Below are 20,433 nucleotides of genomic sequence, written 5' to 3'. Positions count from 1 at the left end.
CCGCCCCGCGCCGCCTGTTCCGTCAACCCAGGCCGTGCCGCTCCCACACCGGCGCCACCGCCGGCCGTGCCGCCACGGCGCGGGCCAGCACCTCCAGCTTCGGCAGGTTCTCCGGCGTCCAGACCCGGCCGCCCATCCAGCGGGACAGCACCGCCAGGTAAAGGTCGGCGACGCTGAAGCGCTCGCCGAGCAGGAAGGGTGCCGCGGCATTGCCGGTGAGGCCGGCGTGGCGCTCGATGATGCCCAGAACCTCCTGCCCCATCTCCTGCGCCCGCCACTTCACCGGCTGCGCCTGGTCGGGCCCGATGCCGAAGCGCTCCGGGTAGTCGTAGCGCGTGACGTGCGGGTAGAACTCGCCGGCCAGCAGCGCCATCCAGCGCAGGGCCGTGGCGCGGCCGAGGTCGCCCGGCGGCGGCAGCAGCCCCGCCTCCGGATGCAGATCGGCCAGCGTCACCAGGATGGCGAGGCTTTCCGTCATCACGATGCCGCCGGGCAGCACCAGCGTCGGCAGCCGGCCCATCGGGTTCAGCTCGAGGTAGTCCGCGCGACGCTGGTGGTCGCCCTCCAGCGGCACCTCGCGCAACTCCACCTCGGCTCCGGCCTCGGCCAGCGCCATCTCCACCGGGCCGGAGCCCGAGCCCTTGTCGCCGTACAGGATGTATTTCATGGCGTTGAGCCTGCCCGATTTCTCGGCGTCGCGCGCGACGCAAAGCCGTGAAACAGACGGCAACCGAGCTGCCATGCAGCTCTGCTTTGCTGTCCGCCCGAACGCGGAAGTCAGGGCATGGTCGGCTTGCAGGTCAGCATCGGCGAAATCCTCGCGGATCAGCGCGAAAGTGCGGCGGCGCGCGCCGGGGCCTCGGCCCAGGATATCCGGGTGGCGCGGGAGACCGGCTTCGACCCGGAGGACGTGATGACGCTGCGCCAGGCCTCCGGCGCGCGGAACCTGCTCCTGTTCTTTCGATGCCCCAACCTCGCCGCGCGCTCCCTGCACGGGCTGCTGCCGGCCAAGACCGCGGTGACGGAGGCGAAAAGCGGTCCCTCCGGCGCCGTGCAGGGCGCGCAGGGCCACCTCATGGTGTCCGACTACGACATCATGAGCTGCTGGCGGCAGGAGGCGGCCGGCTTCCGCAAGATCCCCGTCACCGCCACGACGCCCGGCGCGAAATACGGTGCCTGGCCGGCGGAGGCGCGCGACCTGGTCCGCGGGCTGAACCGCCGGCTGCTGACCCGCATCCAGCATGGCGCGCAGGATGACTGGCTGGATCCGGTCAGGAACCGCGGCGTGAAGCCGGGGGACGAATACCTCGCCTTCCGCCTCGGCGTGGCGGAGCCGCTGCACGGGCCGGAGGCGCTGCAGCGCGCCTACCTCACCAACGGCCTGTTCTGGCCCTACCTGCCGAACGGCGCGCATTGCGGGCGCACCGCCTAGCGGCGTGCAGCAGGCAACCTGGCCAGGCGCCGCCGCCTTGCGGCGAGGCGCAGCAGCACGGCGGTGAACAGGACCAGGAAGCCGGCGAACAGCACGATCGAATCCGGCTCGGGCACCGGCACGAGGACGGCCTCGAGCGGCGGGTGCAACTCGCCGACCAGAGGCAGCTGGTCCTGGAACGGGCCGCCCAGCCTGAACAGGCTCGGGCCGCTCATGAGCAGGCCCAGCGTGTCGCCTTCCGCTGCCAAGCCGAATGGCGCGCCAGCACTCTCCACACCGGCCGTGGGTGCGGGTTGCGCGGCGTGCGGGCCGGAGAGCAGGTTCGGCAGGCCGAGGGCCTCGCAGGCCAGGATCATGCCGCCGGTCGCAGCCGCACCGGCGGCCACCGGCGCCGCGACCTGGGCCGCGCGCCTTGCCACCCTGGCTGGCGCAGACCCGCCGAGAACCTGCCACCGACCATCGACGAACTCGGTCGGCGCGGCCCCGCCCGAGGAGCTACCCTTTGGCCTCGGCCGGAGACGTGGCACCAGGCTGCAGATGGCCTGGATCGCCTGCATCGTCCCTGGGGCGCCCATGTCAGGCGGCCTGGTTCAGGCGATAGCCTTCGCGGTTGGACAGCAACAAGCGCGCGTTCGCGGGATTGGCCTCGATCTTCTGCCGCAGGCGCCAGATATGGGTCTCCAGCGTGTGGCTGCTGACGGCGTTGTTGTAGCCCCAGACCTCCATGAGCAGGGTCTGCTTGGCCACCGGGCGCCCATCCGCCGCATGCAGATACTTCAGCACCGCGACCTCCTTCGCCGTCAGCCGGATCGTGCGGTTGCGGGCCCGCTCCAGCAGCAGCTTGGCGGAGGGCCGGAACGCGTAGGGGCCGATGGTCCGGACCGCGGTCCCGGCACTGGCATGCACCCGATGATGGGCGCGAAGACGAGCCGCCAGTTCCGGCAGGCTGAATGGCTTGACGACGTAGTCGTTGGCGCCGCTGTTCAGGCCGCGGACGATGTCCTCCGCGTCGCCGGCTTCGCTGAGCAGCAGGATCGGCAGGTCGACGCCGCCGGCGCGCAGGCTGGTACAAAGATCCGGCCCCTCGGCCGGGGACATGCCGGTGTCGATCAGCACCGCGTCGCAGTCCACGCCCGAACCGTCGAGCATGGCCCGCGCCGCCGCGGCATTCTCGGCCTGGTGAACGCTGAAGGATTCGGCAAGGCTGTCAGCGAGGCTGGCTCGAAGGCGGCTATCGCTGCAAACAAGCAAGATGGACAGCATTTTGGACGGATCCCATAAAAAGAGTTGCTCCCTCTCTCAATATAGATTGTAGATCAGACGCATGGATTGACATTCACGGCATCATACGTATTATTTCGATCTACTTTTCTTTATTTTGTGACGCATGGGATAGCCGCGGGCGGCTTGGGGTCCAGCTCGGCCCAACGCAGAAGAGGCTGGGACAAAGGCCAGGCTCCAGCCGCCAACCCATGGCCGAAGCCAGGCCCGCCGGATTCAGGCGGTGGGGGCGGGCGTTGCGGCGGCCGGCGGCGCGGCGCGGCGATAGAGGTTGGCGGCGCGGCGCTCGAAGGATCGCACCATCAGGCGCACCGCCTCGTTGAACACGGTGCCGATCACCGCCTGCAGCAGGCGCGACTTGAACTCGAAGTCGACGAAGAAATCGACCTCGGTCCCATTGGCCACCGGCCGGAAGCGCCAGTGGTTGTTCAGGTAACGGAACGGGCCGGTCAGGTAGCGCACATGCACGTGGTGCGGCCGCTCCAGCGTGACCTGGCTGCGGAAGGTCTCGCGGAACATCTTGAAGCCGATGGTCAGGTCCGCGATCAACTCGCCCTCGGTGCGGGAGACGATTCGCGCGCCGACACACCACGGCAGGAATTCCGGGTAGCGGCGCACATCCGCAACCATGTCGAAAAGCTGCTCGTCCGAATACGGCAGCACCCGCTTTTCCGCATGAGTCGGCATCAGGCAGCCTTCAGCCTGGCCGCGCGCGCATCGCGCAGCGCCGCGAAGTCCCGGTCTGCGTGGTAGCTGGACCGCGTCAGCGGCGTCGCGGACACCAACAGGAAGCCCTTGCCGCGTGCCGCCTGGCCGTAGTCGGCGAACTCGTCCGGCGTCACGAAGCGGTCCACCGCCGCATGCTTCACGCTCGGTTGCAGGTACTGGCCGATGGTCAGGAAATCGACCTCCGCGCTGCGCAAATCGTCCATCACCTGCAGCACCTCGATCCGCTTCTCCCCCAGCCCGACCATGATGCCCGACTTGGTGAAGATGGACGGGTCCTGCTGCTTCACCCGGTCCAGCAGCCGCAGCGAATGGTAGTAGCGCGCGCCCGGCCGGATGGAGGGATACAGCGCCGGCACGGTTTCCAGGTTGTGGTTGAACACGTCCGGCCGCGCCGCCACCACCACTTCCAGCGCGCCATCCTTGCGCAGGAAGTCCGGCGTCAGGATCTCGATCGTCGTCTCCGGCGCCGCGGCGCGCAGGGCCCGGATGGTCTGGGCGAAATGCTCCGCCCCGCCATCCTTCAGGTCGTCCCGGTCCACCGAGGTGATGACCACGTGCCGCAGGCCGAGCTTCGCCACCGCATCCGCCACCCGCCGCGGCTCATCCGCATCGAGCGCCTTCGGCAGGCCGGTGATGACGTTGCAGAAGCTGCACGCGCGGGTGCAGGTGTCGCCCATGATCATCATGGTGGCGTGGCGCTGCGACCAGCATTCCCCGATATTCGGGCAGGCGGCTTCCTCGCAGACCGTCACCAACCCGTTCGCCCGCATCAGCGCATGGGTTTCCCGGTACACCGGGCTAATCGGCGCCTTGACCCGGATCCAGTCCGGCTTCCGCTGGATCGGGTTGTCGGGCCGGTTCGCCTTCTCCGGGTGCCGTGCGGCTCCGGCCCTGGCGTGGTTGATCTCGACGCGGGTGCTCATGGCGCTAGATGTGGATCACCCGGCCATAGGCATCAAGCACCGACTCATGCATCGCCTCGGACACGGTCGGGTGCGGGAAGACGGTGTGCATCAACTCGGCCTCGGTCGATTCCAGGGTGCGGGCGATGCCGTAGCCCTGGATCATCTCCGTCACCTCCGGCCCGACCATGTGCGCGCCGAGCAGCTCGCCGGTCTTGGCGTCGAACACCGTCTTCACGAAGCCCTCCGGCTCCCCCATCGCGATGGCCTTGCCGTTGCCGATGAAGGGGAAGCGGCCGACGCGGACCTCATGCCCGGCTTCCTTGGCGCGCGCTTCCGTCATGCCCACGCTGGCGACCTGCGGGCGGCAGTAGGTGCAGCCGGGGATGTTCAGGATATCCATCGCATGCGGGTGCTTGCCCGCGATCGCCTCGACGCAGATCACCGCCTCATGGCTCGCCTTGTGCGCCAGCCAGGGCGCGCCGGTCAGGTCGCCGATGGCGTAGACGCCCGGCTCCCCGGTATTGCCGAAGGCGTCGGTCACCACATGGGTGCGCTCCACCTTGACCTTCGTGCCTTCCAGCCCGAGGTCTTCCACATTGCCGACGATGCCGACCGCCGAGATCAGCCTGTCCGCCGTGATATCCTGGACCTTGCCGCCGGCCTCGACGATGGCGGTGATGCTGTCGCCGGATTTGCGGACGCCCTGCACCCGGGCGCCGGTGATGATCTTCATGCCCTGCTTGGTGAAGGCCTTGTGCACGAAGGCGGAAATCTCCGCGTCCTCGACAGGCAGGATGCGGTCCATCACCTCGATGAGCGTCACCTCGGCGCCCATGTTGAGGTAGAAGCTGGCGAATTCGGAGCCGATGGCGCCGGAGCCCATGACGATCAGCTTCCTGGGCAGCGCGGCGGGCGTCATCGCCTCGCGGTAGGACCAGATCAGCTTGCCGTCCGGCTCCATCCCCGGCAGCACGCGGGCGCGGGCGCCCGTCGCGAGCAGGATATGCTTGGCCTGGAGTTCGGCCACGGCCTTCCCGTCCTTGCTGACGGACACCTTGCCTGGCCCTGCGAGCTTCGCGTGGCCGTCATAGACGGTCACCTTGTTTTTCTTCATCAGGTGCTTCACGCCACCCGATAATTGCCCGGCGACCTGGCGGCTGCGCTTCACCACCTTGGCGAAATCGAACCGGATATTGTCGGCGGCGAAGCCGTAGGCGTCCAGGCTGTGCAGCAGGTGGTTGATCTCGCTGGCGCGCAGCAGCGCCTTGGTCGGAATGCAGCCCCAGTTCAGGCAGATGCCACCCAGATTCTCGCGCTCCACCAGCGCCACCTTCATGCCGAGCTGGCTGCCACGGATGGCGCCGACATAGCCGCCGGGGCCGCCGCCCACCACCACGAGATCGAAGGTCTCGGCCATGGTCAGCTTCCTTTCGATGCGCCCAGTCGGGCGGGATGATGCCTCCGGCCCCATCGATCCCAGGCCGCGCGGAGACCAAGCGCGGCGCAGAGCGAGATCGGCAGGACGAGGGCGAGATTGTAGCGTTCCTGGTTCACCGAAGCCGCGGCATGCACCGCCAGCATGATGAAGGCCGGCGCTGTCCAGACGAGGAGCCTTGTTGATCGGCCCCCGCGCCAGGCCGCCATCAGCCCGACGATGGCGAGCGGCAGGACGATGAAGCCCAGCGAGCGCCCGATCCAGACGCCGCGCCAGGCCATCGACAGCGTGGTGAGCGTGTGCCAAGCCGGCTCGGCCAGCACCTGCCCACGGATCAGCGATCCCACGCCGGTGCCGCCCGTGTCAGCCAGCATCGCGGTGCGACGCGCCATGCCGACGGCGTAGAAGCTGTCCGGATGGTTCCAGTCCAGGCGCCTGACATCCTCCGCCCCGAACAGCGCCTTCGCCCATCCATCGCCCGCATCGGGCAGGTTGTAGACGAAGGAGGCGGCGAACTCCCGCCAGGTCATGTCGTTCCAGGCCAGGCGCTCGGTCAGGATGGCGCCGCCATAGCCGCCCGAAAGCGCGAAGCGACCCAGCGTGGACTCGTTCCGCATGGCCCATGGCAGCAGGGCGACGGCGAGGCCGAGCGCGAGCAGGGCCGGCGCCACCAGGCGCCGCGCCCGCCGCGCCGGGGCGAACAGCAGCGCGACGCCGGCCAGCGGCAGCAGCACGATGTGGCTTGGCCTGGTCAGCACCAGCAGGCCGAGCAGCAGGCCGAGCAGGATCGCCGCGCGCCGGTCGCCATCCAGGGCGGCCAGCAGCGCCAGCAGGGCGCCCGCGAACAGCGCCAGGGCCAGCGGCTCCGTCATGGCCAGTCGCAGCAGCGGCACGTAGCGCCAGATCAGGAGCATGGCGACGCAGGTGGTGACCGCGGCGATCGCCGGGCCGCTGAGGCGTCGCGCCGCCGCGAACAGGCAGGCCAGGGCGACCGCCACGAGCGCCATCTGCACCGGTACGACCGGCCCGAGATAGGGCTGGCAGCCGACGGCCGGATAGATCTGAACCAGGCAGGCACCGGCCGCACGCAGCGCCGGGTCGAGCGCCATCAGCCCGGCGAGCAGCAGCGGAAAGGCGGGCGGCAGCCACATGCCGGGCAACGGCGCCCCGAGCTTCCCGTCCGTCGAGTCGAAGACCCCGTCGCCGTAGACACCGTACTCCAGCAGCTCCCACGCGGTGGTGGCGTAGAAGGACTGGTCGAAGAAGTTGAACTCGCGTGGCGGCATGCGTAGCGCGCCGGCGAGAAGCAACAGGAAGGCCAGCAGGAAGACCAGCAGCGGCGCACCGAGCGGATGCGCCAGCACACGCCGCAGCGCGCCGCCCGGCAAGGGTTGGGGCGCGGCCAGCATTATGCGGAAGCCGCGACCGCCGCGAGCGCCTCGCCGGACAGGCGCTGCACGCGCCACTCATCCATGCCCCGCGCGCCGATCTTCCGGTAGAAGCGGATCGCGGGCTCGTTCCAGTCCAGCACCTGCCACTCCACGCGGGTGCAGCCCTCGGCCACGGCACGGGCGGCGAGGTTGCGGAAGAAGGCCTCCCCGATGCCGAGGCCGCGGTGTTCGGGCTCGACGAAGATGTCTTCCAGGTAGATGCCGTGGCGGCCGGTGAAGGTCGAGAAATTGTAGAACCAGATCGCCTGGCCGACCGCCCTGCCCCCCAGCTCCGCCAGGGTGCAGAACAGGCGCGGGTTCGGGCCGAACAGGGCGTCGCGGAAATCATCCTCCGTGCCGACCGCCTCATGCAGCAGCTTCTCATACTCCGCGAGGGCGCGGACCAGCCGGACGATATCGCCGAGATCGTCCGGCCTTGCGTCGCGGAGCGAGAATGCCGCCATCAGAGCATCAGGCTCAGCGGCTGCTCGACGATCTTCTTGAACGCCGCGATCCACTCCGCCGCCAGCGCGCCGTCCACCACGCGGTGGTCGACGGACAGCGTGCAGGTCATCACGGTCGCGATCGCCAGCGCGCCATCCTTCACCACCGGCCGCTGTTCGCCGGCGGAGACCGCCAGGATGCCGGCCTGCGGCGGGTTGATGATGGCCGAGAAGTCGCGCACGCCGTACATCCCCATGTTGGAGATGGAGAAGCCGCCGCCCTGGAACTCCTCCGGCTTCAGCTTGCCGGACTTGGCCCGCGCCGCGAGGTCCTTCATCTGGTTGCTGATGGAGGCCAGCCCCGCCTGGTCGGCGCGGCGGATGATCGGCGTGATCAGGCCATCCGGGATGCTGACGGCGACCGAGATGTCGACGTCGTGGTACTGAAGGATCGCGTCCTCGGTCCAGGTGGCATTCACCGCCGGCATCCGCCGCAGCGTCACCGCCGCCGCCTTGATCACCAGGTCGTTCACCGAAAGCTTGAACGCGCCCGGGCCGTCCTTCGGCGAGGTCGCGTTCAACTGCGCGCGCAGCTTCAGCAGCGCGTCGATCTCGATATCCATCGAGACGTAGAAATGCGGCACCGTCTGCTTCGATTCCGACAGCCGCCGCGCGATCACTTTCCGAATTGTGCTGTTCGGAATCGCCGTATGCGGCGCGGTGATCGCCGGTGCCGGGGCCTTCGGCGCGGGCGCCGCGGCGGGCGCCGCAGCCGGTGCGGGCGCTGCCTCGGCCGCCGCGGACTTGGCAGCCTGCGGCCTGGACAGCGCCGCTTCCACATCCGTCTTGACGATGCGCCCGTTCGGCCCGCTGCCGTTCAGCCCGGCCAGGTCGATGCCGGCCTGCGCCGCCATGCGCCGCGCCAGCGGCGAGGCGATGGTGCGGTCGCCGGAGGATGCGACCGTCTTCGGCGCTTCCGCCTTGGGCGCCGCGGCGGGTTCCGTCTTCGGGGTCTCCGGGGCCACAGGCTTGGGGGTCTCGGCCTTCGGCGCTTCGGCCATGGCCGCCGGCGCCGCATCGGCCGACTCGCCCGGCTCCACCAGCACCGCGATCGGGTCGTTGACCTTCACGCCCGCCGTTCCGCCCTGCACCAGGATCTTGCCCAGTACGCCCTCATCCACGGCTTCCACTTCCATGGTCGCCTTGTCGGTCTCGATCTCGGCGATGATGTCGCCGGCCTTCACCGTATCGCCCTCGGCCTTGAGCCAGCGCGCCAGCGTGCCCTCGGTCATCGTCGGGGACAGCGCCGGCATCAGGATGTTCGTTGCCATCTGCTGTTCCCCTTACTTGTAGGTCACGCGCTTCGCGGCCTCGATCACCTGTTCCAGCCGCGGCAGCGCCAGCTTTTCCAGGTTCGCCGCGTAGGGCATCGGGATGTCCAGGCCGTGCACCCGCACCGGCGGTGCGTCCAGGTCGTCGAAGCAGTTCTCCAGGATCTGCATGGCGACCTCCGCCCCGATGCCGGCATAGGGCCAGCCTTCCTCGAGCGTGACCAGGCGGTTGGTCTTCTTCACCGACTTCACCACCGTCTCGATGTCGAGCGGCCGCAGCGTGCGCAGGTTGATGACCTCCGCGCTGATCCCCTGCGCCTCCAGCGCCTCCGCCGCCTGCATCGCCATGCCGACCATGATGGAGAACGCCACCAGGGTCACGTCGGTGCCCTCGCGCTCCACCTTCGCCTTGCCGATCGGCAGGATGAAATCCTCATCCGTCGGACAGTCGAAGGTCTGCCCGTAGAGGATCTCGTTCTCCAGGAAGATGACCGGGTTCGGATCGCGGATCGCGGCCCGCAGCAGCCCCTTGGCATCCGCCGCCGACCACGGCGCCAGCACCTTCAGGCCGGGCAGATGCGCGTACCAGGAGGCATAGCACTGGCTGTGCTGCGCCGCGACGCGGCTGGCGGCGCCGTTCGGGCCGCGGAACACGATCTGGCAGCCGAGCTGGCCGCCTGACATGTACAGCGTCTTCGCCGCCGAATTCACGATCTGGTCGATCGCCTGCATCGAGAAGTTGAAGGTCATGAACTCGACGATGGGCTTCAGGCCCGTCATCGCCGCGCCGACCGCCATGCCGGTGAAGCCGTGTTCGGTGATCGGCATGTCGATCACGCGCTTCGGGCCGAACTCGTCCAGCAGGCCCTGGCTGATCTTGTAGGCGCCCTGGTACTGGCCGACTTCCTCGCCGATCAGGAACACGTCCTTGTCGGTGCGCATCTCGGCGGCCATCGCATCGCGCAGCGCCTCGCGCACCGTGATCGGCTTGGTCGCACCCCATTCCTTCTCCGGCGCCGGCGCCTTGGCCATGGCGGGGGTCGTCTCGGGGCGCGTCTCCGTACCCTTGGCGGCGATCGCGCCGGCATCCTCGCCGTTCTTCGCAGGCGTGGGCGCGGGCGCCGCCTCGGCAGGCTTGGGTGCCGGCTTGGCCGCGACCTCGTTGCCGTCGTCCAGTTCCGCGATCGGCGTGTTCACCGCGACGGCGTCGGTGCCTTCCGGCACCAGGATCTTCGTCAGCGTACCCTCGTCCACGGCTTCCACTTCCATGGTCGCCTTGTCGGTCTCGATCTCGGCGATGACGTCGCCAGCCTTCACGGAATCACCTTCCGCCTTCAGCCAGCGGGCGAGCTTGCCCTCTGTCATCGTCGGCGACAGCGCCGGCATCAGGATCTGAGTCATGCCTTCGACTCCACCAGCACGTCCGTCCAAAGCTCGCTCTCATCGGGCTCCGGCGAGGTCTGCGCGAATTCGGCGCTGTCCTGCACGATGGCCTTCACCTCGTCGTCGATCACCTTGAGTTCGGCCTCGGAGGCGCCGAACTGTTCCAGCAGCATCTTGCGCGCGGTCTCGATGCAGTCGTTCTGCTCGCGCATCTTCTGCACCTCCTCCCGCGTCCGGTACTTGGCCGGGTCGGACATGGAATGGCCGCGGTAGCGGTAGGTCTTCATCTCCAGCAGATACGGGCCGTTGCCGGCGCGGCAGTGGGCCACGGCGCGCTCACCGGCCTCCTTCACCGCCAGCACGTCCATGCCGTTGACCTGCTCACCCGGGATGCCCCAGGGCGCGCCGTTCTTGGACAGGTCGCGGGAGGCGCTGGCGCGCTCCACGCTGGTGCCCATGCCGTACTTGTTGTTCTCGATGACGAAGATGCAGGGCAGCTTGAACAGCGCCGCCAGGTTCAGGCTCTCGAACACCTGGCCCTGGTTCGAGGCGCCTTCGCCGAAATAGGTCACGGCGACCGCGCCATCTTCCCGGTACCAGTTGGCGAAGGCCAGGCCGGCGCCGAGAGAGACCTGCGCGCCGACGATGCCGTGGCCGCCATAGAAGCCCTTCTCGCGGGAGAACATGTGCATGCTCCCGCCCTTGCCCTTGGAATAGCCGCCGATGCGCCCGGTCAGCTCGGCCATGACGCCACGCGCTTCCATGCCGGTGGCCAGCATGTGTCCGTGGTCGCGGTAGGAGGTGATGACCTCGTCGCCCGGCTTGAGGCAGAGCTGCATGCCCACCACCACGGCTTCCTGGCCGATATACAGGTGGCAGAAGCCGCCGATGAGGCCCATGCCGTACAACTGGCCGGCCTTTTCCTCGAAGCGGCGGATCAGCAGCATGTCGCGATAGGCGCGGGTCAGCACTTCCTTGCTGACGGCGGGCTGGCTGCCCCCTCGGGAGGCCCCCTTTCCGCGAGCTGCGCGGGCGGCGGTCTCGGCCATGCGGTTCCTCCTCAGGGCTTGCCTTTCACCGCATCTACGCGCGCCCAAACCGCGGTGCAAGCACGCGGTTTCGATGAAATAGCGTTATTGTGCAACGCAATACGAGGATTAACCGCGGATCGGTTAAGACTGCTTCGCCGGATTTTCATGGTTCCGGATCGACATTGCGAAGGCGCCGGTGCAGCCAGAGGAATGCTGCCTACCGGCGCGGGGCGCCGCAATTTTCTGAAATGGGCGGGCGTGAATCGGCCAGCCGGCCGCCAAGGCAGGAATTTTCGGGCACAGCCGCCCCGTCCGGGGCGAGGGCGGATCAGAACAGGCGGCGCTCCGGCCCGTAAGGAACGACGATCTCGTTCTTGTCGACCATGTTGAGCAGTTGCCGCGCGCGCTCATCCAGCTGGTCGCGGTCCAGCCGGTCGCCGCGCAGGCCGTGGACGCGACGTTCCACCGCCTCCAGCTCACCCTGCACGCGCGATAGCTCCAGCCGCGCCTCCTGGATGCGCTCCTGGCGCTGGTCGCGGGCGATCAGCCCACGCTCCCCATGCACCGCGTGCCAGACGAAATAGCCGCTGGTGCCCAGGAACAGCACCGGCAGCACGGCCGCCCTGACCCGGCGCATGATCCAGGCGCCGGCGCCCCCCCGCCGTTCTGGCGGCAGATACAAATCACTCACCCCTGCGAGTCCCCCGACCGACAGACCCCCTGAATCGCAGCCGGCCCCGCCCCTGTAAAGCGGAAACGGCAGGCTCAGCGGCGCAGGACGCTCCGCCCAGCGTATCGCGCCGCGGCGCCGAGGTCCTGTTCAATACGAATCAACTGGTTGTACTTGGCCGTACGATCGGAACGGGACAGGGAGCCGGTCTTGATCTGTCCGCAATTCGTCGCGACCGCGAGGTCCGCGATGGTCGAGTCCTCGGTCTCGCCGCTGCGGTGGCTCATCACCGCCTTGAAGCCGGCGCGCTGCGCCATCTCCACCGCCTCCAGCGTCTCCGTCAGCGTGCCGATCTGGTTGACCTTGACCAGGATGGCGTTGCCCGTACCGGTCTCGATGCCACGGCGCAGGCGCTCGGTATTCGTCACGAACAGGTCGTCGCCCACCAGGTTGACCTTGGCGCCCAGCCGCTCCGTCAGCAGCTTCCAGCCCTCCCAGTCATCCTCGGACATGCCGTCCTCGATGGACACGATCGGGAACTTCTTCACCAGGCCGTCGAGGTAGTCGACCATCTGGCCGGACTCGAAGGTCTTGCCCTCGCCTTGCATGACGTACTTGCCGTCCTTGAAGAATTCGGTCGCGGCGGCATCCAGGGCGAACAGGATATCCTCCCCCACCCGGTGGCCGGCGGCCTCGCAGGCCTTGCTGATGAAGCCGAGCGCTTCCTCGGCGCTGCCGATGTTCGGCGCGAAGCCACCCTCGTCGCCGACATTGGTGTTGTGGCCGGCGGCGTGCAGCTGCTTCTTGAGCTGGGCAAACACTTCCGAGCCGATCCGCACGGCATCCGCCACCGTGCCGGCGGCGACCGGCATGATCATGAATTCCTGGATGTCGATCGGGTTGTCCGCGTGCTGGCCGCCATTGATGATGTTCATCATCGGCACCGGCAGGGTGCGGGCGAAGACGCCGCCCACATACCGGTACAGCGGCATGTCGAGATCCGCCGCCGCCGCCTTGGCGGTGGCGAGGCTCACCGCCAGGATGGCGTTCGCGCCGAGGCGGGACTTGTTCGGCGTGCCGTCCAGCTCGATCATCGTCTCGTCGATCTTGACCTGCTCGGCCGCGTCCATGCCGCCGATCGCGTCGAAGATCTCGCCCTCGACATGGCCGCAGGCGCGGGTCACGCCCTTGCCGCCGTAGCGGGCCTTGTCGCCGTCGCGCAGCTCCACCGCCTCATGCGCCCCGGTCGAGGCGCCGGAGGGGACGATGGCGCGGCCCACGGCGCCGCTGTCCAGGATGACCTCGGCCTCCACGGTCGGGTTGCCGCGGCTGTCGAGGACCTCGCGGGCAATGATGTCAACGATGGCGGCCATGGGGCACTCCGGGCGGTGGGGTTGCGCCGCGCTTAACCGTGTATCGCCCGGCCGGCAAGACGGCCCCTGTCAGCGCGGCCGACGCGTGTCCCAGACCGCGGCGAATCCACGGCGCAGCGGCAGGCCCGCGCGGTCGCAGGGCTCCACCCGCCCGCAGGGCACCGCCACCGCGCGGGTCAGCACCGAATCCTTGGCCCGGCTGTAGCCGGCCAGCTTCAGGTCGAGCGCACCACAGGGGTGCACCCGCGTCACCAGGCCCCAGTCGCCCGGCCTGGCGGTGCTGACGCTGCCGCCCTCCGGGCGCGTCAGACGCACCAGGTCGCCAGGCTCATAGAGGTAGGCTTCGACGCCGGTGGCGCCGTGCAGGGTCCGCATGGCGCGCAGTAACGCCCGGAACCGGTGACCGCCGGCTTAACCGCGGGACCGGCCGCCGCCCAGCAGCAGGGTGATGCCCAGGCCGATCGCCAAGGACAGCGGCACCGCGAGGGAGCCGAATACCGCACCCACCACCACGGTGACGGCCAGCGTCACCGCCATCCCGATCCCGAACCGCCGCAGCCGCGCCTTCTCGTCCATGTCAGACCAGCCTCGCTTGCTTCACGGCCGCCCCGATGAAGCCCTTGAACAGCGGGTGCGGCTCGAACGGCTTCGACTTCAACTCGGGATGGAACTGCACGCCGATGAACCAGGGGTGGTCCGGCACCTCGACGATCTCCGGCAGCAGCCCATCGGGCGACATGCCGGCGAAGCGCAGGCCGACCTCCTCCAGCCGGTCGCGGTAGGTCACGTTCACCTCGAAGCGGTGGCGGTGGCGTTCCGTGATCTCGGGCGCGCCATACACCTCCCGCACCAGCGACCCCTCGGCCAGCTTGGCGACATAGGAGCCCAGCCGCATCGTGCCGCCCAGGTCGCCACCGGCGCTGCGCTTTTCCACCTGGTTGCCGCGGGCCCATTCGGTCAGCAGCCCCACCACCGGCTCCGGCGTCGTGCCGAATTCCGTGGAGGAGGCGGCCTTGAGGCCGACCAGGTTCCGCGCCGCCTCGATCACCGCCATCTGCATGCCGAAGCAGATGCCGAGGAAGGGGATCTTGCGCTCGCGGGCGAAGCGCACCGCCTCGATCTTGCCGGAGGAGCCGCGTTCGCCGAAGCCGCCCGGCACCAGGATGCCGTGGACGCCCTCCAGCTGCTTCACCGCCTCCTCGTCGCCGGCCTCGAAGACCTGGCTGTCGACCCAGTTCAGCCGGACCTTCACCTTGTTGGCGATGCCGCCATGTGCCAGCGCCTCGGCCAGCGACTTGTAGCTGTCGAGAAGGTTCGTGTACTTGCCGACGACGGCGATGGAGACCTCGCCCTCCGGCGCGCGGATCGACTGCACGATCCGCTCCCAGCGCCGCATGTCCGGCTCGCCGTAGAAGGACAGGTTGAAGTGCCGCAGCACTTCGCGGTCCAGGCCCTCCGCGTGGTAGCTGATCGGCACGGAATAGATGCTGTCGGCGTCATAGGCCGGGATCACCGATTCGGGACGCACGTTGCAGAACAGCGCGATCTTGCGGCGCTCATTCTCCGGGATCGGCCGGTCGCAGCGGCACAGCAGGATTTGCGGCTGGATGCCGACGCCCAGCAGTTCCTTGACGCTGTGCTGCGTCGGCTTGGTCTTCAGCTCCCCGGCGGAGGGGATGTAGGGCACCAGGGTCAGGTGGATGAACAGGCTGCGGGTCGGGCCCAGTTCGTTCGCCAGCTGCCGGATGGCTTCCAGGAAGGGCAGCGACTCGATGTCGCCGACGGTGCCGCCGACCTCGACCAGGACGAAGTCGTAGGTGTCCGTCTCCGCCTGGATCACGTCCTTGATCTTGTCGGTGATGTGCGGAATCACCTGCACCGTCCCGCCGAGGTAGTCGCCCCGCCGTTCCGCCGCGATCACGTCCGAATAGATCCGCCCCGTGGTCCAGTTGTCGAGCTTGCTGGCGGCGACGCCGGTGAAGCGCTCGTAATGGCCGAGGTCGAGATCGGTCTCCGCCCCGTCATCGGTGACGAAGACCTCGCCATGCTGGTACGGGCTCATGGTGCCCGGATCGACGTTGAGGTAGGGGTCGAGCTTGCGAAGGCGCACCTTGTAGCCGCGCGCCTGAAGCAGCGCACCCAGCGATGCCGCCGCGATGCCCTTGCCGAGGGAGGAGACCACGCCGCCGGTGACAAATACGAACCGCGTCATGGACGCCCCTCATAGCGAAGCCAGGCGGCCATGGAAAGCCGCCCGGCATGTGGAACCGGTTTGGACAGGCATGCTCCCGGCGCGGGACGCCGGGGCGGGTAGGCTCAGTTGTTCGGGACGGTCGGGACGGCCGGCACCGCGGGCGCCGAGGTGGCCGGGACGCCGCCAGCCGGCGCATCCAGGATCGACCCCCGCGGCGCCTCGTTCCGGCCGAGCATCGCCAGCACCAGGGCCAGCGCCATGAAGATCGTGCCGAGCACCGCGGTGGTGCGGGTCAGCAGGTTGGCGGTGCCACGCCCGGACATGAACCCGCCCATCCCCTGGGAGGTGCCAATGCCAAGCCCACCCCCTTCGCTGCGTTGCACGAGGATGACCCCGATCAGCGCGAGGGTGACGAGCAGGAAGACGACGAGGAGGATGGAGGTCATGGCGGCGGTTCTCTAGCCCGTTGCGGTGCGGAAGGCCAGCGGCCTGGAAGGCCTCAGCCGGCCGCGGCGGCGATGGCCAGGAAATCCGCCGCGACCAGGCTCGCGCCGCCCACCAGCCCGCCATCGACATGGGCCAGCGCCAGGATCGCCTTGGCGTTGCCCGGCTTCATCGAGCCGCCATACAGAATGCGCGTCGCCTGCCCCGCCGGCCCGAAGCGCGCCACCAGCGCGGCGCGGATGGTGCCGTGGATGGCGGCGATATCATCCTCCGTCGGCGTCCGCCCGGTGCCGATGGCCCAGACCGGCTCATAGGCGACGATGCCGGCAAAGCCATCCGGCAGCGATCCGGCCAACTGGCCCTCGACCACCGCCTCCGCCTCGCCCGCCAGGCGCTGCGCCTCCGTCTCGCCGACGCAGACCACCGGCACCAGGCCCGCGGCCAGCGCCGCCTCCACCTTGGCGCGCACGGCGGCATCGGTCTCGCCATGGTCGGCGCGGCGTTCCGAATGGCCCAGGATCACATGCGTCGCGCCGATATCCCGCAGCATGGCGGCGGAGACGTCGCCGGTATGCGCGCCCTTGCCCGCCGCGTGGCAATCCTGCGCGCCCACCGCCACCGTCTGGCCCAGCATCGCCGCCGCCACGATATGGATGTGCGGAAAGGGCGGGCAGACCAGCAGGTCCGCGGGCAGCCCTGCCGTGGCCCCGGCGCGAACCGCCTCGGCCAGGGCGCCGGCTTCGCGCAGCGTGCCGTGCATCTTCCAGTTGCCGGCGATCAGGGGGCGGATGCCAGGGGTCACGACGGTCTCCTCATCGACGTCCCTCGCCTAGCAACGTCGCCAACCGCACGCAACCGACCCCTGGCAACCGAACCCGTTCCGCGCTACCCGAACCTCATGATCACCTGGTTCCGCAACCTCACCCAGACCTGGTTCGCCAAGGTCCTGTTCGTCCTGCTGGTGCTGTCCTTTGCCATCTGGGGCATCGAGGACACCGTGCGCAATTTCGGCCGCGAGACCGCCGTGGTCAGCATGGCCGGCGGCGACATCGAGGTGCCGGAGGCCCAGACCGCGGCGCGGCGCGAACTCCAGCGCGTCCAGCAGCAGCTCGGCGCCAGCTTCGAGGCGGAGGAGCCGCTGCGCCGCGCCGTCACCATGCAGGCGATCGAACAGTTGATCGCGGAGCGCGCCCAGCGGGCGGAGGCCGAGCGCCTGGGCCTCGCCACGCCGGATGCCGCCGTGCAGGCCTATGTCTTCGCCATCCCCAATTTTCAGACCGCCGGCCAGTTCGACCGCCTGACGCTCGACAGCTTCCTGCGCCAGAGCAACCTGACGGAGGCGCAGTTCCTCGAGATCGTGCGCGACGATCTGCGCCGCATCCAGCTGTCCGGTGCCGTCCGCGCCGGCGCCCCGGCGCCGGACCTGCTGGCCCGCGCCATGGTTCGCTACGAGCGCGAGCGCCGCATCGCAGACGTGGTGGAACTGCCCCTGCTCAGCGCGCCGGACCCGGAACCCCCGGCCGAGGCGGCCCTGACGCGCTACCACGCCAACAACCCGGAACAATTCTCCACCCCCGCGCTGCGGGAAGCCACCGTCGCGGTGCTGAACGCCGAGACGCTGGCCGACCAGATCGAGGTCTCGGACGCCGACGTCGCCGCCGCCTATGAGGCTCGCCGCACCCAGTACGAGGTGGCGGAACGCCGCGACCTGCAGCAGGCGCTGCTGCCGACGGAGGACGCGGCCCGGCAGGTCGCCGCCGCCTGGCGCGCCAACCCGGACTTCGCCGCCATCGAGCAGGCTGCAGCAGCCGCCGGCGGCGCGGCACTCGCCATCGGCAACGTGCCGCGCGCCGACCTGCCGATCGAGCCGCTGGCGGAGGCGGCCTTCGGCGCACAGCCGGGCGGGGTGACGGACCCGGTGCAGTCGCCCTTCGGCTGGCATGTGATGCGCGTCGCCGCCGTCACCCCGGGCACTACGACCCCGCTGGCGGAGGTCTCCGACCGGCTGCGGCAGGAAGTGGCCCTGGAGCGCGCCGCCGACCTCGCCTTCAGCCGCGCCAACCAGGTGGAGGATGCGCTCGCCGGCGGCGCCACGCTGGACGCCGCGGCGCGGGAGTTCGGCCTGACCGTCGCCAGCGTGACGCTCGATGCGCAGGGCCGCGACGCGGAGGGCCTGCCCGCCATCCTGCCGGTGCCCGCCGCCGCGCGTTCCGAGGCGCTGCGCCTGATCTTCGCCGCCGAGCAGGGCGCCGCCCCGCGCCTGCAGGAATTGCGGGAGGCCGAGGGCTTTCTCGGCGTAGAGCTGAAGGCGATCCGTCCCGCCGCGCTGCGCCCCTACGAGCAGGTCGAGGCGGAGGTGCGCCGCGCCTGGACCAACGACGCCAGGCGCCGCGCCCAGGAAGAACGCGCCGCGGCCCTGCTGGGCGCCGTGCGCGGCGGGCAGCCCCTGCCGGAGGCCGCCGCCGCCGCCGGCTTCACCAGCCAGCGCATGGGCCCCTTCGGCCGCCAGCCGGAAGCCGGCGCGCCCGGCCTGACGGTGCCGCGCGAATTGCTGCCGGTGCTGTTCGGCCTTTCCGCCGGCGAGCCGACCATGGTCCCGACCCCGGCCGGCTTCGCGGTGGCGCAGCTTGTGGAAGTGGTCAGCGCCGATCCGGCGGCGGATGCGGAAGCCCTGGCCAATGCCCGCCGCACCGCGCAGCAGCAGATGGCGGACGATCTGAACGCCGCCTACGTCGCCGCGCTGCGCGCCCGCGCCAACCCGCAGATCAGCCCGGCCCTGCTGCAACAGGTCGTCCCATGAGCGCGCTGTCCAGCTTCGCGGCCTTCGCGGAAGGCCTTTCCGCCGGCCAGGGGCAGGTGGTGTTCCGCGAGCGGGTCGCGGACCTGGATACGCCGGTCGGCGCCTATCTCCGCCTGGTGCAGGTCCGCCACAACGCCTTCCTGCTGGAATCGGTGGAAGGCGGCGCCGCCCGCGGCCGCTTCTCGGCCCTCGGCCTGGAACCGGACCTGGTCTGGCGCTGCCGCGGCGGACAGGCCGAGATCAACCGCCACGCCCTGTCCGCCCCGCACGCCTTCGAGGCCGACCCGGCCCCGCCACTGGATAGCCTGCGCACCCTGGTGCAGGCGACGCGGATGCCGATGCCGCCGGGCCTGCCCTCCATCGCCGCCGGGCTGTTCGGCTATCTCGGCTACGACATGGTCCGGCACATGGAACGCCTGCCGGACAGCAATCCGGACGTGCTCGGCATTCCCGAGGCGGTGATGATCCGCCCGACGCTGGTCGCCGTCTTCGACCATGTGCGGGACACGCTGACGCTGGTGACGCCGGTCTGGCCCGAGGCGGGGCTGGACCCGAAGGCGGCCTGGGACCTGGCGCAGGCGCGGCTGGACGAGGCCGAGGCCGCGCTGGACCGCCCCCTGCCCCGCCCGGCACCGCCCGCCGCCCTGCCGGTGCCGCCGGCGCCGTCCTCCAACTTCACGCCGGAGGGCTACAAGGCGGCGGTCCTGCGCGCGAAGGAGTACATCGCGGCCGGCGACGTGTTCCAGGTGGTGCCCTCGCAGCGCTTCACCGCGCCCTTTGGCCTGCCGCCATTTTCGCTGTACCGCGCGCTGCGCCGGCTGAACCCGGCGCCCTACCTGTTCTTCCTGGACCTGAACGGCCTGTCGCTGGTCGGCGCCTCGCCGGAGATCCTGGTCAGCGTGAAGCATGGCGAGGTGAAGCTGCGACCGCTCGCCGGCACCCGTCCCCGTGGCGCGACGCCGGAGGAGGACAAGCGCCTGGAGGCGGAACTGCTGGCCGACCCGAAGGAGCTGGCCGAGCACCTGATGCTGATCGACCTCGGCCGCAACGATGTCGGCCGCGTCGCCGAGATCGGCAGCGTGCGCGTGACCCAGAAATTCCAGGTCGAGCGCTATTCCCAGGTCATGCACATCATGTCGGAGGTGGTGGGCCGGCTGCGCCCGGGCCTCGATGCACTGGACGCCCTGGCCGCCGGCTTCCCCGCCGGCACGCTGTCGGGCGCGCCGAAGGTGCGGGCGATGCAGATCATCGAGGAGCTGGAGCCTTCGCGGCGTGGCGCCTATGCCGGGGGCGTCGGGTATTTCGGCGCCGATGGCGATATGGACATCTGCATCGCGCTGCGCACGGCCCTGGTGAAGGACGGCCAGATGCACGTCCAGGCCGGCGCCGGCGTGGTGGCGGACAGCGACCCGGAAGCCGAGTTCCAGGAAACCCACCAGAAGGCCCGCGCCCTGTTCCGCGCCGCGGAGGAAGCGGTGCGCTTCGCCGCCCAGCGGCGCTGATCGGGCGCCGCCACGCTCTGGCCCTGCTGCCGGCGCTGGCGGGTTGCGCC

The 20,433-nt window shown here is 69.7% G+C and carries 21 protein-coding genes; 3 read left to right on the top strand and 18 right to left on the bottom strand.

Annotated elements, in window-relative coordinates; all coding sequences use genetic code 11:
• Positions 1-22: 22 nt before the first annotated feature.
• Complete coding sequence (locus ACFHPP_RS06330; protein ID WP_437162414.1) at positions 23-667, bottom strand: glutathione S-transferase family protein; 645 nt, start codon at positions 665-667, stop codon at positions 23-25.
• Positions 668-784: 117 nt separating this feature from the next.
• On the opposite strand from ACFHPP_RS06330, the gene ACFHPP_RS06325 reads away from it, so the two are divergent.
• The gene (locus tag ACFHPP_RS06325; RefSeq protein ID WP_437162413.1) at positions 785-1,432 is read left to right on the top strand and encodes a hypothetical protein; all 648 of its coding nucleotides are present in this window, start codon (positions 785-787) and stop codon (positions 1,430-1,432) included.
• On the opposite strand, the gene ACFHPP_RS06320 is transcribed toward ACFHPP_RS06325, so the two are convergent.
• The 17 genes from ACFHPP_RS06320 to tpiA form a co-directional block, all read right to left on the bottom strand.
• Positions 1,429-1,851: a hypothetical protein gene (locus ACFHPP_RS06320; protein ID WP_437162412.1), complete on the bottom strand. Its 423-nt coding sequence runs from the start codon at positions 1,849-1,851 to the stop codon at positions 1,429-1,431. The genes ACFHPP_RS06325 and ACFHPP_RS06320 overlap by 4 nt on opposite strands.
• Before the next feature lie 157 nt (positions 1,852-2,008).
• Positions 2,009-2,695 (bottom strand): response regulator transcription factor, encoded by a 687-nt coding sequence (locus ACFHPP_RS06315; protein ID WP_437162411.1) that lies wholly within the window; start codon positions 2,693-2,695, stop codon positions 2,009-2,011.
• Between the two features lie 234 nt (positions 2,696-2,929).
• Positions 2,930-3,400 carry a type II toxin-antitoxin system RatA family toxin gene (locus ACFHPP_RS06310; RefSeq protein WP_437162410.1) on the bottom strand — a complete coding sequence of 157 codons (471 nt, stop codon included), beginning with the start codon at positions 3,398-3,400 and terminating at the stop codon, positions 2,930-2,932.
• The gene (lipA, locus tag ACFHPP_RS06305) at positions 3,400-4,365 is read right to left on the bottom strand and encodes a lipoyl synthase (protein WP_437162409.1); all 966 of its coding nucleotides are present in this window, start codon (positions 4,363-4,365) and stop codon (positions 3,400-3,402) included. The genes ACFHPP_RS06310 and lipA overlap by 1 nt, the downstream gene beginning before the upstream one ends.
• A gap of 4 nt (positions 4,366-4,369) precedes the next feature.
• Complete coding sequence (lpdA, locus tag ACFHPP_RS06300) at positions 4,370-5,764, bottom strand: dihydrolipoyl dehydrogenase (protein ID WP_437162408.1); 1,395 nt, start codon at positions 5,762-5,764, stop codon at positions 4,370-4,372.
• Positions 5,765-5,766: 2 nt separating this feature from the next.
• The gene (locus ACFHPP_RS06295) at positions 5,767-7,191 is read right to left on the bottom strand and encodes a glycosyltransferase family 39 protein (protein WP_437162407.1); all 1,425 of its coding nucleotides are present in this window, start codon (positions 7,189-7,191) and stop codon (positions 5,767-5,769) included.
• A complete protein-coding gene (locus tag ACFHPP_RS06290) occupies positions 7,191-7,676 on the bottom strand; it encodes an N-acetyltransferase family protein (RefSeq protein WP_437162406.1) in 486 nt (161 codons plus the stop codon). The genes ACFHPP_RS06295 and ACFHPP_RS06290 overlap by 1 nt, the downstream gene beginning before the upstream one ends.
• Positions 7,676-8,986, bottom strand: coding sequence for a pyruvate dehydrogenase complex dihydrolipoamide acetyltransferase (locus ACFHPP_RS06285; protein ID WP_437162405.1), 1,311 nt, complete (start codon positions 8,984-8,986; stop codon positions 7,676-7,678). Before ACFHPP_RS06285 ends, ACFHPP_RS06290 begins: the two co-directional genes overlap by 1 nt.
• A 12-nt stretch (positions 8,987-8,998) precedes the next feature.
• Complete coding sequence (locus ACFHPP_RS06280) at positions 8,999-10,387, bottom strand: pyruvate dehydrogenase complex E1 component subunit beta (protein WP_437162404.1); 1,389 nt, start codon at positions 10,385-10,387, stop codon at positions 8,999-9,001.
• Positions 10,384-11,418 carry a pyruvate dehydrogenase (acetyl-transferring) E1 component subunit alpha gene (pdhA, locus tag ACFHPP_RS06275; RefSeq protein WP_437162403.1) on the bottom strand — a complete coding sequence of 345 codons (1,035 nt, stop codon included), beginning with the start codon at positions 11,416-11,418 and terminating at the stop codon, positions 10,384-10,386. Before pdhA ends, ACFHPP_RS06280 begins: the two co-directional genes overlap by 4 nt.
• 310 nt (positions 11,419-11,728) lie before the next feature.
• A complete protein-coding gene (locus ACFHPP_RS06270) occupies positions 11,729-12,037 on the bottom strand; it encodes an FtsB family cell division protein (protein ID WP_437162402.1) in 309 nt (102 codons plus the stop codon).
• A 128-nt stretch (positions 12,038-12,165) separates the two neighbouring features.
• On the bottom strand, positions 12,166-13,443 hold the full coding sequence (gene eno, locus ACFHPP_RS06265) for a phosphopyruvate hydratase (protein WP_437162401.1): 1,278 nt from the start codon (positions 13,441-13,443) through the stop codon (positions 12,166-12,168).
• A 69-nt stretch (positions 13,444-13,512) separates the two neighbouring features.
• A complete protein-coding gene (locus ACFHPP_RS06260) occupies positions 13,513-13,818 on the bottom strand; it encodes a hypothetical protein (RefSeq protein ID WP_437162400.1) in 306 nt (101 codons plus the stop codon).
• Between the two features lie 36 nt (positions 13,819-13,854).
• Entirely contained in the window at positions 13,855-14,019 is a 165-nt protein-coding gene (locus ACFHPP_RS06255) for a hypothetical protein (protein WP_437162399.1), read from the bottom strand.
• A 1-nt stretch (position 14,020) separates the two neighbouring features.
• On the bottom strand, positions 14,021-15,655 hold the full coding sequence (locus ACFHPP_RS06250) for a CTP synthase (protein ID WP_437162398.1): 1,635 nt from the start codon (positions 15,653-15,655) through the stop codon (positions 14,021-14,023).
• Positions 15,656-15,759: 104 nt separating this feature from the next.
• On the bottom strand, positions 15,760-16,083 hold the full coding sequence (gene secG / locus ACFHPP_RS06245) for a preprotein translocase subunit SecG (protein ID WP_437162397.1): 324 nt from the start codon (positions 16,081-16,083) through the stop codon (positions 15,760-15,762).
• A 53-nt stretch (positions 16,084-16,136) separates the two neighbouring features.
• Entirely contained in the window at positions 16,137-16,871 is a 735-nt protein-coding gene (gene tpiA, locus ACFHPP_RS06240; protein ID WP_437162448.1) for a triose-phosphate isomerase, read from the bottom strand.
• A 108-nt stretch (positions 16,872-16,979) separates the two neighbouring features.
• Between tpiA and ACFHPP_RS06235 the strand changes: the two genes are divergently transcribed.
• The gene (locus ACFHPP_RS06235) at positions 16,980-18,881 is read left to right on the top strand and encodes a SurA N-terminal domain-containing protein (RefSeq protein WP_437162396.1); all 1,902 of its coding nucleotides are present in this window, start codon (positions 16,980-16,982) and stop codon (positions 18,879-18,881) included.
• Positions 18,878-20,383 (top strand): anthranilate synthase component I, encoded by a 1,506-nt coding sequence (gene trpE / locus ACFHPP_RS06230; protein WP_437162395.1) that lies wholly within the window; start codon positions 18,878-18,880, stop codon positions 20,381-20,383. Before ACFHPP_RS06235 ends, trpE begins: the two co-directional genes overlap by 4 nt.
• Positions 20,384-20,433 lie beyond the last annotated feature (50 nt).

The sequence above is a fragment of the Falsiroseomonas sp. E2-1-a20 genome (assembly GCF_051433195.1).
GTDB lineage: Bacteria > Pseudomonadota > Alphaproteobacteria > Acetobacterales > Acetobacteraceae > Falsiroseomonas.
Note: the sequence above shows the minus strand (reverse complement) of the source record. Positions and strands in the feature narration are given on the sequence as shown.